The sequence below is a fragment of the Peribacillus sp. S4 genome, from assembly GCF_046715815.1.
GTDB classification, from domain to species: Bacteria; Bacillota; Bacilli; order Bacillales; family DSM-1321; genus Peribacillus; species Peribacillus frigoritolerans.
The window spans coordinates 577606-593002 of record NZ_CP175708.1 but is presented as its reverse complement, the minus strand read 5'-3'; the positions used below and the strand labels follow the sequence as shown (position 1 = coordinate 593002).

The window sequence follows — 15397 nt, the reverse complement described above, 5'->3', positions numbered from 1 at the left end:
AGTTAGAAGTTTAGTAGTTTGATGGATTTAACCAAATTAGGAGGTTTTATCATGAAGGATTACGGATTATTTATTAACGGTGAGTGGTCGGATTTTGGATTGGATAAAATTGAAGTGAGAAACCCGGCAACGGATGAAGTAGTTGCCACCGTTCCTAAAGGCGGTGCAACTGAAGCGGCGAAGGCTGCAGATGCCGCATATGAAGCCTTTACGGGCTGGGCTGCACTCTCAGTCTACGAACGTGCTGAACTAATTTGGAAATGGCATCGATTGATTGATGATCATAAAGAAGAACTGGCAAAAATCATGACTGAAGAGCAAGGAAAGCCCCTTAAAGAAGCTCTTGGTGAAATGACATATGCCAATGGCTTTTTATCTTGGTTTGCCGAAGAAGGAAAAAGGGTGTACGGCGAAACGATTCCTGCTTCCGTGTCCAATAAGCGGCTTTTCGTGACTAAACAGCCTGTCGGAGTTGTAGCTGTCATTACGCCTTGGAACTTTCCTGCAGCCATGATTACAAGAAAAGTGGCACCGGCGCTTGCCGTCGGCTGCACAGTCGTCATTAAACCGGCAAACCTGACTCCCATAACAGCTTTAAAAATGGCTGAATTAGCCGAAGAAGCTGGCATTCCAAAAGGGGTCATCAACGTCGTGACAGGAAAATCCTCAGAAATCGGCGAAACTTGGCTTCAAGATACGAGGGTTCGTAAATTGACGTTTACCGGTTCTACAGAAGTCGGCAAAACCCTGATGAGGGGCTCCGCAGACACGGTAAAGAAAATCTCGCTAGAACTCGGAGGCCACGCACCAGCAATCGTTCTTGAGGATGCCGACCTTAATAAAGCGGTTGATGGCATCATCAGTTCAAAGTTCCGTAACGCAGGACAAACATGCGTCTGTTCAAATCGCATTTATGTCCACGAAGCCATTCAAGAGGCCTTCATCGAAAAGCTCGTTGCCAAGGTCAAGGAACTGAAGGTAGGAAATGGACTGGAAGATGGCGTCGATATCGGTCCGCTTATCGATCAAAATGCAGTGGATAAGGTTCAAAAACAAATTGATGAAGCAATCAGCAGCGGCGCTAAGCTCGAAGCTGGCGGTAAATCAATAAGCGGCCTTTTTCTTGAACCGACCGTATTGTCCAACATTGATGACAGCATGCTCTGCATGAAGGAAGAAACATTTGGTCCACTAGCTCCCATTGCCTCCTTTAAGACTGATGAAGAGGCAATCAAGAGGGCAAATGACTCCATCTTCGGTTTGGCAGCTTACGTCTTCACTGAAAACATCACAAAGGGCATCAAATTCACCGAGGCACTTGAATTCGGTATTGTTGGCTTGAACGATGGACTTCCTTCCGTTCCGCAAGCTCCATTCGGCGGATTCAAGCAAAGCGGACTCGGCCGTGAAGGCGGGCACCAGGGCATCGAAGAATTCCTGGAAGTAAAATATATTTCCTTAGGTTTGTGACCTATTTACCCCAATAAGAAAACGGGCCCGACTCAATTGAGTCTGACCCGTTTTTTCATTCCAATATATCTTCTTCAAGCTTTTCCTCTTTTCGGATCCTGATGAATTTTACGATATTCAATACGATCGTTTTAACAACAGAGTAAGTCGGAACCGCCAAAATCATGCCGATGATACCGGCAATGTTTCCGGCGACAAGCAATAGGATGATGATGGTAAGCGGATGTGTGTTCAATTTCTTCCCGATGACTAACGGTGAAATGAAATTACCATCCAATTGCTGAATGACCGTTACAACCAGAATGACCAATAATGCCTCTGTCGGTGAATGGATCAACGCCACAATGACGGCAGGAGCGGCTCCGATAAACGGACCTACATATGGAATGATATTGGTTACAGCGCCAATCAGCGCGAATAAGAACGCATAAGGCAACCCAATGATTAGATATCCGATGAACGTTCCGATCCCGACAAACATGCAAACAAGCATCTGCCCTTGTATGTATGTAGTAAGCGTCCCGCCAGTTTCCTGAAGTACTGTTAAAGCTGGTTTTCTATAGCGAACCGGTACGAATTTCATAATGGCGGCCGGAAGCTTATCCCCATCCTTCAACATATAAAACAGGATGAAAGGAACCGTTACGACAACTAAAGTGATATTCGTCACCACGCTGAAAACGGAAGTTAAACTGTTCGTTATATTACTAGGTAAGTTCGTCAAATATTTTTGCAGCGAATCCCCTACTTCTTGCAGAGGTACATAATCTTGTTCCACCGTCCATAAAAACCATTTTGACTCCGCTGAGTCTTCAATGAACTTCCTTGTTTGATTGAAATAATCCGGAAGGTTATTGAGTAAATCCGTAACCTGTTTGGAAAGCGACGGGCCAACCAGACCGACCAGTAAACTAATCAACCCAAGGAAAAATACGTAAAGCAATAAAATCGCCAATCCCCTTGGCACTCTTCTTTTAACGAGGAAATCAACAGTGGGATTGAACAGGAAGTAGAGAAAACCCGAAATCAAGATTGGAAAAAACAATGTAGATGTAAAAATGACTATTGGTTCAAAAAGAAAAGAAATCTTTGTACCAACATAAAAAAGTAAAGACAATAGTAATAACTCTAACGTCCAAAAATGCAGTTTTTGCTTGAACAAATTATCTCCTCCACTATAAGCAATTCTATTTAACTCCCTATTTCTAAGGAAACAACATCATAAATGCGAAAAATCCTATGTATGATAATCATTCATTGTTAGCAGTTTACCATATTTCTATAACTTGGATGAATAATTATATATAAAAATAATAGAAAAAAGCCTAAAGATACAGTTCCCTAACTTTTTGATGGTTAAGCATCATTTTACACTTTAAATCTGTTATTTGTCCCAGAAAAAAGAATCAATAGGAAACACCATACAAATTACTTAGGAGAAATAATCTATTTACTTTTCAATATTCCATTGATGACGAAAGATTCATTGGTTTTCACCTATTCCGGACACGGACCCAATAAAAAAACCCCGCTTTTTATTGGCGGGGTTTTGAGTCTTATTTTTGATCTTGAAGGACCGCTTCAAGCATCGTACCGTTTTTAGCTAGGTTCGTATGCCATGAAAATGCTTTTTCAAGAATGTGCGGAGTTTGATGCCCGCCCGTTTGCGCAACAGCTTCAGTGAAGTATGCACGTAGCTGTGGTCGGTAATCAGGATGAGCACAGTTTTCTATGATTAACTCTACGCGCTCTTTTGGTGCCAAGCCACGTAAATCAGCGATCCCTTGCTCTGTCACTAATACGTCCACATCATGTTCAGTATGATCCACATGAGAAACGAAAGGAACGATACTGGAAATTTTGCCGCCTTTTGCATATGATTTCGTTACGAAAATTCCTAGGCGTGAATTACGGGCAAAATCTCCTGATCCGCCAATTCCATTCATCATTCTTGTCCCAGAAACATGTGTCGAGTTTACGTTACCATAGATATCACACTCTAACGCTGTATTGATTGAAATCAAGCCCAAACGACGGATGATTTCAGGATGATTAGATATTTCTTGTGGACGAAGAACTAGCTTATCACGGTATTTTTCAAGCTCACCGTAAACTTGTTTCCCTTTTTCTTCAGCTAATGTAATCGAACACCCTGAAGCGAATTTAACCTTTCCAGCATCGATCAGATCAAATACCGCATCTTGCAGCACTTCTGAATAAACTTCCAAATCTTTGAATTCAGAATCAAGGAAGCCAGCGAATACTGCATTTGCCACTGAACCTACACCCGACTGAAGCGGAGCAAGGCTTTCAGTTAAACGGCCAGCCTTTATTTCTCCACGAAGGAAGTTAATGAGGTGGTTGGCGATTGTTGCAGTTTCTTCATCCGGCGGCACGATTGTGGAAGGTGCATCAAGATCTGTAGAAACGACGATTCCCATTACTTTTTCAGGATCAACCGCAATGCCGATCGATCCAAGGCGATCACTTGCTTTAGTCATAGGAATCGGTTCGCGTTCCCCTTGTTTAGCCGGTGTATATATATCATGCATCCCTTCCAATCCTTCTGGATGGGATACGTTCAATTCAATGATCACATGTTTAGCTTCTTGAACGAATATGGCTGAGTTGCCTACAGAAGTTGTCGGGATGATCAATCCATCTTCCGTAATCGCCAATGCTTCGATGATTGCAAAATCGATTGGTCCGACAATGCCTTGACGAACTTGTTCAGCCGTATGAGACAAATGCTGATCCACATAAGTTACTTCATCAGCATTGATTTTATTGCGAATGCCTTTATCCGCTTGGAACGGCAAACGTTTATTTATGATACCCGCTTCCGCCATATGTTGGTCGACTTCCGGTCCTAATGAGGCACCAGTATAAACGTCAACTTTGAATTTTTCAGTTTTAGCTCTTTCAACTAGAGCCATCGGAATAACTTTAGCATCACCAGCACGGGTAAATCCACTCATACCGAGTTTCATCCCATTTTTAATCCATGATGCTGCTTCTTCCGCTGTAACTACTTTCCCCTTAAATTGTTCATTGCGAATTTTTTTGAAAACGCTTTCGTTCATACAAAAGACCCCCATTTTTCGCTTTTCTTACACTTAATTTTACCAATCCTGTGTAATCGTCACATTCATTTTCGAATGAAAAGCCTTAAATTGGGCATAAACCAGCATTTCTTTCACACAAAGGAGAATCACTAAAACCCCAAAGCCCTCCTGAATTGACTAGCATATGTTTGACTGACCTGGATTTTGGAGTTGTCTTTCATTATCAATAAAAATGTAGAATGGAAATCAGGGAGGATCTCTTGTATATAGTTGATATTGACGATGTACGAACGGTGCACACGAATGAATAAATCACTAGGTAAAATGAATTCCAATTCACTTAAATTCATTTTATGAAATCCACTCACACGTTCGGACTGAATTTTAGTTTTCCTATTTTGAGCTTCTAAATACATAATTTCATCGTATGGAAGCGGTATCCAGCGATCATCTGTTTTAATGGTCAGGAATGATGTCGGTAAAATCAATGGCTTTGACGGCAAGATGGCCGTTACCGCCCCTAAAGGGTTGCCCTCGTCCATGATAGGGACACTCAGCCCATAGTAAGGTACGCCAAATACATTACTTTCAACTTGCACCCCTATTTTTTTACGGATGCTCAGCGCTTTATATGTCGCCGTATTTTCACTGATTAAATCACCTGGTTTTATTCTTAAGTCCACTTGTTTGCTCGGTTGATAATAAATGTATTTTTCGGAATCAGCCACAGAAATTGAAGCATCCTTCGGTACAAACTCCCTGATGATATTTAAAACGGATTCGACCGTAAATTGATCCATTTCCTTTCACCTCTTAAAAGAACATATTAATAATTCCCCTATTTTTAAGCAGGGCATTCATGAAGTAATTCATAGTTTTTTGGTAAACTTACATTTTTTTGAATTCACTTTTCGGAAAATTAAAGAAAAATTGAAGTAACTAAGCGAAAAGCGTCGAAAAAAGCAAAAAAATCGTATTTAAATTTATGTCCTTATTCATTATAGTTGGAATGCTCCCCGATTTCCATGGGGGATTCAAGAAAAAAGTTTCCTTATTATACAAACATTTAAATATCAAAATCCAGCGGACATCAAACAAAAAAGCCGCTCTCCTAGGATAACGGCTGAAAGGTCATTTTTTTGAAGGGGGATTTTGAAACGGGGATTTTAATCGGAGTGATAACATCTCTTCTAAATTTTTCAGTGGCAATTCCAATAAAAAGGGTCGGTCATCAGGTTGATATACATCCTCTGAAATGAGCGTATTAACGATCTTCTGTTTTTTTGCATTAACAATTCGGACCAGTCTCCCCATTTTCAGCTCCCTTTCTTTAATCTTCTGTATCCGGCGGAATTGATCACAGCATCAGATGTCATTCTTTAGCGCATCATGACCTTCTTTACCGGTACGGATATTCACAACATTCGCCAATTCATATATAAAGATTTTACCGTCACCCGGTTTACCGGTACTCAAGAATTTCCTTGCTACATCCACAACATCCTGAACTGGCACTTCACACACGACGATTTCGATTTTCATTCGATCATGCAATGACATTTCACGATTTCTGCCTCTATATGTTTCCACATAACTTCTCTGAAGACCCGTTCCTTTTACTTCCGATACTGTCATTCCGCTTACCCCTATTTTCGCAAGTTCCGCTTTGAATTGTTCAAATTGGATAGGACGTGTAATGATTTCTATTTTCGTTAAAATCTCGGACATATGGGCACCCCCTTTTAGATTGATTCGTGATAAGCTTTTTCTCCATGAAGTGTAAGATCAAGCCCCATTGACTCATCTTCTTCACTGACACGCAACGGTACGAAAAGGTTAATGGCTTTAGCAACGATATAAGTGACCACGGCAACGAAGATATAGGTCGCAATGATCGCTACAAGCTGCTTCCACAACAAGTTGAAATCTCCATAGAATAAACCATTTGCACCGCTTTCGTTTACGGAAGTTGTCGCGAACAAACCTGTAGCGATGCCCCCCCAAGTCCCGCCGATCCCATGTAATCCGAAAGCATCAAGCGCATCGTCGTAACCCAGTTTATTCTTCAGGAAGAATACGCCCCAGAAACAAACGGCACCGCCGATGACACCGATGATGATTGATGATGCGGGCGTTACGAATCCGCAAGCGGGTGTAATGGCCACCAAACCAGAAATGGCTCCGGATACTGCACCCAGCAATGTTGCCTTTTTATTAGCCATATACTCGACGATCAGCCATCCAATGATACCAGCAGCTGCTGCAACAGCTGTATTAACGAATACATTCATCGCCACTCCATTGATTGTCAGTGCGCTTCCGACGTTGAAGCCGTACCAACCGAACCAAATTAATGATCCTCCAAGAAATGTTAAAGGAAGATTATGCGGCGCACTGTCCCCCGACTCTTTCCTTTTACCTAACATGATTGCCAATACCAAACCTGCAACCCCTGAAGATATATGAACAACGTTGCCACCTGCAAAGTCAAGTGTACCCAGTTCCGCTAACCAGCCTCCACCCCATACCCAGTGTGCAACGGGTGCATATACGAATAAAGACCATAGGATCGTAAAAATCAGGAATGCTGAAAACCTCATCCGCTCGGCAATGCCACCAGCAATGATCGAGACCGTTAAAACGGCAAAAGTCATTTGGAATAACATGAACAAACTATGGGGAATTGTTTCGCTGTAAGGTCCAGGTGCAAAACCCACATCCTTTAAACCAACCCAGTCCAGACCGCCCAGAAGTGAATTACCAGGTGAAAATGATAATGAATACCCAATCAGCACCCAAAGAATAGAAATGACAGCCAGAGGCATATAACTATGCATTGCCGTATTCAAGACATTTTTACTTTTTACCATCCCTCCATAAAATAGGGCAATCCCTGGTGTCATTAGCCAAACCATCATCGTCGCCAAAAACATGAATACCGAATCTGCCATTTGCATACTGTTTTTCCCCCTTTTTATATATGTTATGTTTATTAACAAAACTATGTTATATTTTTTATCATATACTTAATTTTCTAATAATTCAACTTAATTTTTGTATTTTTCAGAAAAAAATGTTAGATTAAATAACATCAATAAGAATAAAGGATCAGCAAATTTGATTTTATTGGTTTAATAGTTACTTTTCCACATCTTCACGACTCCACGTCTGTCACATTTACCCTCCACTTATTCACCCTCGAAAAAACCATTAAAAAAAGGGCCCTCCTATTGAAGACCCTTCAATAAATATTCATTAACAGCAACGAGACACTTTCCCACCCTTTGCGTTATACCGTTCATCCTGGGCTTCGCAGAAAAATTCTTTCCTGGTTTTCACGGGATCTTCAGGATGATGCTTTTTCATATGTGCCACATACGTATCATAACTTGGCACGCCGACGAGCAAACTGACGAATTGCTTTCTATAGCTGAGAATTGTCATTATTCTTTTCAACATCGCTTTCCCTCCCTTATGACGACCTTGATACATAAGGCGTTTCATGTAAATCTATTTTCTGGTTCTTCAAGACTTTTATCCATAACCTAATGGCAGAAATCAGGACCGTGATCACCACGATCATGAAGATGGCACATAGGGCAGCATCCACATAATCATTGACGATGACCCGCTTCATCTCGGCCAGATTGGCTGCCGGAGCAAGAACTTCCCCACTATCATAAGCCGCTTTAAATTTATCCTTATGTGCTAAAAAGCCAATTGCCGGGTTTTCGTGGAACAGCTTTTGCCACCCTGCCGTCATGGTCACTATCAACAAGAATGTAGTGGGCACAAGAGTGACCCATGTGTACGCTTTTTTGCCCATTTTGAAAAGGACCGTCGTCCCAAGCAGCAACGCAATGGCGGAAAGCATCTGATTCGCGATTCCAAACAATGGCCAAAGGGTATTGATTCCGCCAAGAGGATCAATGACCCCTTGATAAAGGAAGTAGCCCCAACCGATTACACAAATGGCAGTCGCAATTATATTGGGCAGCCATCTATTCGTTTCGGCAAATGGTTTGTAAAAGGTGCCGATGATATCCTGTATCATAAAACGTCCCACCCTGGTTCCTGCATCAATGGTGGTCAATATGAACAATGCCTCGAACAGTATCGCGAAATGATACCAGAACGCCATCAGGGACGCCCCCCCAATCACTTGCGAGAAGATATGGGCCATGCCGATTGCAAATGTTGGAGCTCCTCCAGTACGGGATATAATGGTCTCTTCCCCAACATCGTCTGCAAGGCCGGTAATCATCTCAGGTGTCACAAGGAAACCCCAATCTGATATCGTAGCAGCCACTTGCGCTGGTTCCGTTCCCACAACGGCCCCCGGGCTGTTAATGGCAAAATAGATACCTGGCGTCAATACACAGGCGGCAATCATCGCCATGATGGCTACAAAGGATTCAGTCAACATCGCCCCGTATCCGATTGGACGTGCATGCGATTCGCGTTCAATCATTTTAGGAGTCGTACCTGAGGAAACGAGTGCATGGAATCCCGATACCGCTCCACAAGCGATCGTAATGAATAGGAACGGGAATAAATTTCCGGAAAATACAGGTCCCGTTCCATCGATGAATTGAGTGACGGCAGGCATTTCAAGGCTCGGCATGACAATAAAGATGCCTAGTGCAAGTCCGATGATCGTACCGATTTTCAAGAATGTACTTAAATAATCACGCGGTGCCAATAACATCCATACTGGCAAAACGGAAGCAACGAAACCATAGACAATCAACATGATGGCAATCGTTTCCCCGTCGAAAGTGAACATCGGCGCCAATGTTGCGCTCTCGGCTACAAAGCGGCCGAAATATAACGCGAGCATCAAAAGTATGATTCCGATAATCGACCCTTCACCAACCCGTCCCGGCCTTATATAACGCATGTAAATGCCCATAAGGACTGCAATCGGTATGGTCGAGGCAATCGTGAACATTCCCCACGGACTGCCCACCAGCGCTTTTACGACAACCAGGGCAAGTACCGCCAGTAAAATGATCATGATACCGAGGATACCGACCATCGCTATCAAGCCTGTAATCGGTCCAATCTCCTCTTTGATCATTTCTCCCAAAGATTTGCCGTTACGGCGCATCGAACCGAAAAGAATGATGAAATCCTGTACGGCACCAGCCAAAACAACTCCGACTACAAGCCATAGCGTCCCTGGCAAATATCCCATCTGAGCTGCAAGGATGGGGCCTACGAGAGGTCCAGCTCCGGCAATTGCTGCAAAGTGGTGGCCAAACAACACCCATTTGTTTGTAGGTACATAATCTTTCCCATCATTATTCGCTTCCGATGGAGTCTGGCGATTGTCATCTAGCTCAAACACTTTCCGTGCAATGAATTTACTATAAAAGCGGTATGCAATTGAATAAACACAGAGTGCCGCAGTAACAATCCACATGGCATTGATGTTTTCCCCCCGGTTTAGCGCGACGAAACCAAAACTCACCGCACCCAATGCAGATATGATCCCCCAAAGAATAACAGACTTAAGCGCTTTCATTTTTTTCCATCTCCCCTCTATCGATCTAGTGTACAACTATAAAAAACCTTCATTTATTAGGGGCCAGGGCTATATTTCTCCCCGTACCCATTAAATTTAAAGAATTTTATATATATTCTGAATTATATGTTACCGTAAGGTTTTTTAGCAATAGCAATTTAGTCAATTTGTAAAGTATTTTCCATTATTTTGTCGATAATTCCCTCTTTTCCCACTTTGGTGGAATCAATAATTTCAATGCTTATAAAAATCGTATTGTGTGAACGCATTTTTAGAAGGTTCATCATTAAATGAACGGGATGCGATCCCCAAGTTTATGATGCTCATTATGGGACCAACACAAAAAATGTGCGCCGGATGGCACACATTTTTCTTTATCCTATCTGATTTTCCCTTAATGAGCTGCGATTTAGATCGTAATAAAAACCCCTCTGTCCCAACAATTCATCATGGGATCCTTTTTCAATGATCCTTCCTTCATCAAGTACGAGGATTTGATCACTTTGCTGAATTGTATTCAATCTGTGGGCAATGACAAAACTTGTCCTTCCCTCCATCAAGCGGTGTAATGCTTCCTGGATTTTAAGCTCGGTTATCGTATCTATACTACTTGTCGCTTCATCCAAAATCAATAATACGGGATCCGCTAAAATAGCCCTGGCAATCGATAATAGCTGGCGCTGCCCCTGACTTATTCCACTGCCATCTTGATTCAAGATGGTATCGTATCGATCTGGCAGTTTCATGATAAAGGAATGGGCATTGGCAAGCTTGGCTGCATTCACCACTTCTTCATCTTCTGCCTCCAGCCGGCCGTAGCGGATATTTTCACGAATCGTACCTTGAAACAAGAAGGAATCCTGTAAAACGAAGCCCATATGCTTACGGAGGCTGGACCTCGTCACCTGTTGGATATCCTGGCCGTCAATCAATATCCGGCCGCTGTTCGGCTCGTAAAAACGGGCAAGAAGATTAATGATCGTGGTCTTACCTGCCCCCGTGGGACCCACAAGCGCGATGGTCTCCCCTTTTTTTGCATGGAAACTAACATCATATATCGTTTGCTCTTCATCATTATACGAAAAGGAAACACCCTCAAAGTCCACCTCACCGCGGACTTCACGAAGTTCAGAAGCCTGTTTCTCATCCACTTCTTCTTCTTTTTCATCAAGTATGGCGAAAACCCGTTCAGCACCGGCAACAGCTGAGAGGAGTGTATTGAATTGGTTAGCCAGGTCATTGAGCGGACGGGTGAATTGCCTTGAGTACTCGGTGAAAATGACAATGACCCCGATGGAAACCGTACCTATGCCATTCAGCGCCAAAAACCCTCCGACAGCGGCTATTACCGTGAAACTTAAGTTGTTCAGTAAATTCATCAGTTTTGGAATCAGCCCTGAGTATGATTGTGATAGAAATCCGGCTTTCTTTAAATTTTCACTCCGGATGATAAAATCACGGATCACTTTATCTTCCTGTGAAAAAGCCTTTACGATCCGTTGTCCGGAAATCGTTTCTTCTATAAACCCATTCAGTTCTCCAAGGTTCTTCTGCTGTGCTTTAAACAGCTTTCCCGTCCTGTTCGTTATCCACCTCAGACCGAAGAACATGAGAGGAACGATGAATAAGGTTAGAATAGTTAATAAAGGGCTCAAATACAGCATGACTCCGATCGTCCCGACAAGTGTCAGCACACTTGAAAAGATCTGGATGACAGAACTATTCAAAGTGGAACTGACATTTTCAATATCATTCGTGACCCTGCTCATCAACTCCCCGTGCTGACGCCGATCAAAAAAGGGAATGGACAACTGGTGAAGCTTTTTGAATAGTTGATTGCGCATCGCATAAACCGTATCCTGTGCAATTCCGATCATCCAATAATTCTGAAGCCACATGGATAGGGAATAAAATATGTAGACTCCGAGAAGCCCTAAAAGAAGGCTGATAAGCCCCCCGCTATCTCTTGTGACAATATAATCATCAATGGCCATCCCAACAAGAAAGGGGCCAAGCAATCCCAAAACCGAGCTTATCAGTACCATGAAAAGGACACATAATAGCAGGCTTTTATTCGTTGCCAAGTAGGGAATGATCCTTTTTACCGTATTCCAGGAGTTGACCGGTTTAGACTTTGCCTTATCGGGAGATATTCTTCGACTCAAGCGAAATCCCCTCCTCCCCAAACTGTGAGCGAACGATTTTTCGATAAAGATCGCTTGTTTGCATCAAATCCTGATGTTTCCCCAGCGCAAGGACTTGACCGCTTTCCAGCAACAAGATTTTGTCAGCCTCCATGGCTGTACTGATTTTTTGTGTAATGATGAGCGTTGTGCATGTATAGTCCTTTAAAGCGGCAAGCAATTTACTTTCCGTCTTCAAATCCAGCGCACTTGTACTATCATCCAGAAGGAGAATCTTCGGTTTGCGCACCAATGCTCTTGCAATCGATAAGCGCTGTTTTTGCCCTCCAGACAGATTCACTCCTTTTTGCCCTAACTCGGTTTCATATTGCTTCGGAAGTTTCATTACGGTCTCATGGACCTGAGCATGCATGGCCGCAGCCATGATTTCCTCCATCGAGGCACCCTCTTTTCCCCAAGCGACATTATTTTTTATGGTCCCCGAAAAAAGCAGGGCCTCTTGCGGTACATAGCCGATCCTGTTCCGCAGCGAATTCAAGGGAATATCTTTCAGATCTTGGCCATCAATTTGAATGGAGCCGCTTTCAACTTCATATAATCTCGGAATCAGCTGAAACAGTGATGTCTTCCCTGATCCTGTCGCTCCTATGATGGCAAGCGATTCTCCCGGATCGATGGAGAAGGTCAGGTTTTTCAATATCGGGGTTTCGGTTCCAGGATAGCGGAAAGATACATCCAGAAACTTAATGCCTCCCCCATTGACGGCCCCACTCTTGCTTTCCGCTTTACCTTCATCAATATCTATCGAAGTTTCAAATATTTCCGTCACACGTTCCGCTGAAGCCTTTGCACGGGAAATGACCATGATCAGCCATGAAAAAACGGAAAGGGATGCCGCAATCCTCGTGGCATAGTTGACAATCGCCACAACTTCCCCTACCTGTATATCTCCCGTCGTTATAAATTCACTTCCAAGCCAGAGAATGATCAGAATCGCCACATTCATGACAAGCATCAGCACAGGCATCGTCGTTTCAATTAAACGAAGGGAAGACACAGTCTTTCTTTTCAACTCTTCATTCGCATCGTCAAATCGGCCGATTTCATGCTCCTTACGAAGAAAAGCTTTGATCAAGCGCATGCCTATCAGGTTTTCCCTCATGACTCCATTGACATTATCGAGTTTTTTCTGGACGAGCTTAAACAGCTTAGCCGCCCGTTTCATAACCCATCCCAAGAAGAAAACAAGAACCGGAATTGAAATGACCAATACAAGGGATAATTTCAAATCGACCGCAATAGCCATGATGGCTCCGCCGATTACGATCAACGGCGCCCTTGCCATGATACGCAAGCCCATAAAAACCGTATTTTGAAGTTGGGTCACATCATTCGTCATCCTTGTGATCAACGAGGAAGTCGGGATATTATTCAAGTTCGCAAAAGAAAACGCCTGTATTTTACCAAAAAGGCTTGTCCTGACATCATGTCCAAAGCTTTGACTTACATGTGATGCCGTAAATGAATTAACGATCCCGCCAAGAAATGAAAAAACGGAAAGTCCAACCATGACACTTCCCCATTTAATCACCACCGATAAATCTTTCTGCAAAATGCCATCATCAATGATTTTTGCTATAAATAGAGGTTGTAATAGCTCTACCCCGAGCTCGACAATCATTAAGGATAAAGCAAGAATGATCAAAAGCCAGTACGGCTTAAGAAATGAGGACAATTTTTTCATCTATGACACCTTCGATTCTCCGTATGTAAATAGCATCTTTTCATCCTCTCATTATACATTTTTATACAGATTTTTTAAAAGATTTTAACTGTTTTAAAGCATTGGTAAATATCTTGAATTTTTTTTATAAATACCCTTGACAAATAACAGGAAATAAGCGAAAATTCTAATTGATAATGATTTTCAATTTCATTATCGATCTCTGAAATTTGATAAGCAATTACGATATTCTCTTATCGTACCCTTTTGATATTGTACATAGATACAATGTCGCCCCGGCTTCTCTGTGCCTAGTAAAATTATATGCTCATTAGCGAATGCAAGTCACTAGAATATTGCCCCCTCTTTATTCAAGTAATTTATTCACATTGGAAGCATATTAGGCAGCCGGGGATTATTTTTTTTCAACTATTAAACTTACATATATGATTAAAGGAGCAGGATGATCATGAAACTAGAAGATATCATTAAAGAACGGCGCAGCATCAAACGATTTAAGGACATTCCTGTTCCTATTGATACCATCCAATCATTATTGGAAACTTCGACATGGGCACCGAACCATAAAATGACCCAGCCATGGCGCTTCGTCGTGGTGCATGGTGATAGCCGTTTAAAACTCGCAGAAGCAACACGTGCATTCATGGAAGGCAAAGAGAAGGACCCTGAAAAGAAAAAAGCAGCCGGACAGCGAGGATATAATAAACTCATAGGTGTACCGATGTTTGTCGCAGTGATCATGGAAGAGAATCCGAATCCCATGACACGTGAAGAAGATTATGCGGCTACAAGTGCCTTGATCCAGAATTTCAGCCTGCTTGCCTGGGAACAGGGAATCGGGATGATATGGGAAACATACGGCATGATACACAGCATGGAGTTTCGTGAAGCTTTGGGCGTGAAACCGGGCGAGAAGATCGTCGGCAGCCTTCACGTTGGCTATCCCGATATGATTCCTGCCCCTCGTCCAAGGAACGCGATCGACCAACTCCTGACCGTCATGGACTAACATAAAAGGAAGGCCTCCAATCTTCCAGTTGGAGGCTCAGACTGTAGACAAACTCGATGAAAACCGGGTTTTCTACAGTTTTTTTATGGCTTTTTTGAACGTCGATTTCCGCTCCAGGCACTCGTTTTTCCCGCAGGAGTCTCGTGCCTTACACTCCAATCACATATAGATAGAACTTATTCGGTGCCAGTGAATCATTTAGCTCGTAAGCTTGATGTGCCATTGACATCTATTTCATTTATAATTTGGTGTAAGATATGTATGGGGTTGGACGTCCCTTTTTATCCGTTTCAAGAGCGTCAACTCCGTTCTCCTCCAATTGCTTTAGCCACATGAAAAAAGACGCTCTGAACCCTGCAGCGCGTCTGTTAGCTTGGAATGATTATCCCCACGGTCATTGCCACTACCATAAAAAGCCAGATGAAAAAAATCCAGCGT

11 protein-coding genes are annotated in these 15397 nt (G+C 42.7%); 2 read left to right on the top strand and 9 right to left on the bottom strand.

Going from position 1 to position 15397, the window contains the following annotated elements:
* The first annotated feature begins 51 nt into the window (after nt 1-51).
* Nucleotides 52-1470, top strand: coding sequence for an NAD-dependent succinate-semialdehyde dehydrogenase (locus ACJ9PY_RS02855; RefSeq protein ID WP_048685027.1), 1419 nt, complete (start codon nt 52-54; stop codon nt 1468-1470).
* Between the two features lie 55 nt (nt 1471-1525).
* Here the strand turns inward: ACJ9PY_RS02855 and ACJ9PY_RS02850 are convergent, their stop codons facing one another.
* The 9 genes from ACJ9PY_RS02850 to ACJ9PY_RS02810 form a co-directional block, all read right to left on the bottom strand.
* Nucleotides 1526-2632, bottom strand: coding sequence for an AI-2E family transporter (locus tag ACJ9PY_RS02850; protein WP_063577452.1), 1107 nt, complete (start codon nt 2630-2632; stop codon nt 1526-1528).
* 394 nt (nt 2633-3026) lie between these two features.
* Nucleotides 3027-4553: an acetyl-CoA hydrolase/transferase family protein gene (locus tag ACJ9PY_RS02845; RefSeq protein WP_034305854.1), complete on the bottom strand. Its 1527-nt coding sequence runs from the start codon at nt 4551-4553 to the stop codon at nt 3027-3029.
* A gap of 131 nt (nt 4554-4684) precedes the next feature.
* Nucleotides 4685-5335 carry a LytTR family DNA-binding domain-containing protein gene (locus ACJ9PY_RS02840; RefSeq protein ID WP_057278591.1) on the bottom strand — a complete coding sequence of 217 codons (651 nt, stop codon included), beginning with the start codon at nt 5333-5335 and terminating at the stop codon, nt 4685-4687.
* A 565-nt stretch (nt 5336-5900) separates the two neighbouring features.
* Nucleotides 5901-6263 carry a P-II family nitrogen regulator gene (locus ACJ9PY_RS02835; protein WP_411739449.1) on the bottom strand — a complete coding sequence of 121 codons (363 nt, stop codon included), beginning with the start codon at nt 6261-6263 and terminating at the stop codon, nt 5901-5903.
* Nucleotides 6264-6277: 14 nt separating this feature from the next.
* Nucleotides 6278-7492 carry an ammonium transporter gene (locus ACJ9PY_RS02830; RefSeq protein WP_063577454.1) on the bottom strand — a complete coding sequence of 405 codons (1215 nt, stop codon included), beginning with the start codon at nt 7490-7492 and terminating at the stop codon, nt 6278-6280.
* Between the two features lie 298 nt (nt 7493-7790).
* Nucleotides 7791-7994 (bottom strand): YbdD/YjiX family protein, encoded by a 204-nt coding sequence (locus ACJ9PY_RS02825; protein ID WP_258249794.1) that lies wholly within the window; start codon nt 7992-7994, stop codon nt 7791-7793.
* A 13-nt stretch (nt 7995-8007) separates the two neighbouring features.
* Complete coding sequence (locus ACJ9PY_RS02820; RefSeq protein ID WP_411739448.1) at nt 8008-10062, bottom strand: carbon starvation CstA family protein; 2055 nt, start codon at nt 10060-10062, stop codon at nt 8008-8010.
* A 374-nt stretch (nt 10063-10436) separates the two neighbouring features.
* Nucleotides 10437-12227: an ABC transporter ATP-binding protein gene (locus ACJ9PY_RS02815; protein ID WP_411739447.1), complete on the bottom strand. Its 1791-nt coding sequence runs from the start codon at nt 12225-12227 to the stop codon at nt 10437-10439.
* Nucleotides 12202-13950, bottom strand: a complete 1749-nt coding sequence (locus ACJ9PY_RS02810) for an ABC transporter ATP-binding protein (RefSeq protein WP_411739446.1) — start codon at nt 13948-13950, stop codon at nt 12202-12204. Before ACJ9PY_RS02810 ends, ACJ9PY_RS02815 begins: the two co-directional genes overlap by 26 nt.
* 448 nt (nt 13951-14398) lie before the next feature.
* On the opposite strand from ACJ9PY_RS02810, the gene ACJ9PY_RS02805 reads away from it, so the two are divergent.
* Entirely contained in the window at nt 14399-14959 is a 561-nt protein-coding gene (locus ACJ9PY_RS02805) for a nitroreductase (RefSeq protein ID WP_054397999.1), read from the top strand.
* Nucleotides 14960-15397 lie beyond the last annotated feature (438 nt).

What these genes read in the sequence shown, in the direction of transcription:
- ACJ9PY_RS02855 (WP_048685027.1), top strand. Translation starts at nt 52, where the DNA reads ATGAAGGATTACGGATTATTTATTAACGGTGAGTGGTCGGATTTTGGA.
- ACJ9PY_RS02845 (WP_034305854.1), bottom strand. Translation starts at nt 4,553, where the DNA reads ATGAACGAAAGCGTTTTCAAAAAAATTCGCAATGAACAATTTAAGGGG.
- ACJ9PY_RS02840 (WP_057278591.1), bottom strand. Translation starts at nt 5,335, where the DNA reads ATGGATCAATTTACGGTCGAATCCGTTTTAAATATCATCAGGGAGTTT.
- ACJ9PY_RS02835 (WP_411739449.1), bottom strand. Translation starts at nt 6,263, where the DNA reads ATGTCCGAGATTTTAACGAAAATAGAAATCATTACACGTCCTATCCAA.
- ACJ9PY_RS02830 (WP_063577454.1), bottom strand. Translation starts at nt 7,492, where the DNA reads ATGCAAATGGCAGATTCGGTATTCATGTTTTTGGCGACGATGATGGTT.
- ACJ9PY_RS02825 (WP_258249794.1), bottom strand. Translation starts at nt 7,994, where the DNA reads ATGTTGAAAAGAATAATGACAATTCTCAGCTATAGAAAGCAATTCGTC.
- ACJ9PY_RS02820 (WP_411739448.1), bottom strand. Translation starts at nt 10,062, where the DNA reads ATGAAAGCGCTTAAGTCTGTTATTCTTTGGGGGATCATATCTGCATTG.
- ACJ9PY_RS02810 (WP_411739446.1), bottom strand. Translation starts at nt 13,950, where the DNA reads ATGAAAAAATTGTCCTCATTTCTTAAGCCGTACTGGCTTTTGATCATT.
- ACJ9PY_RS02805 (WP_054397999.1), top strand. Translation starts at nt 14,399, where the DNA reads ATGAAACTAGAAGATATCATTAAAGAACGGCGCAGCATCAAACGATTT.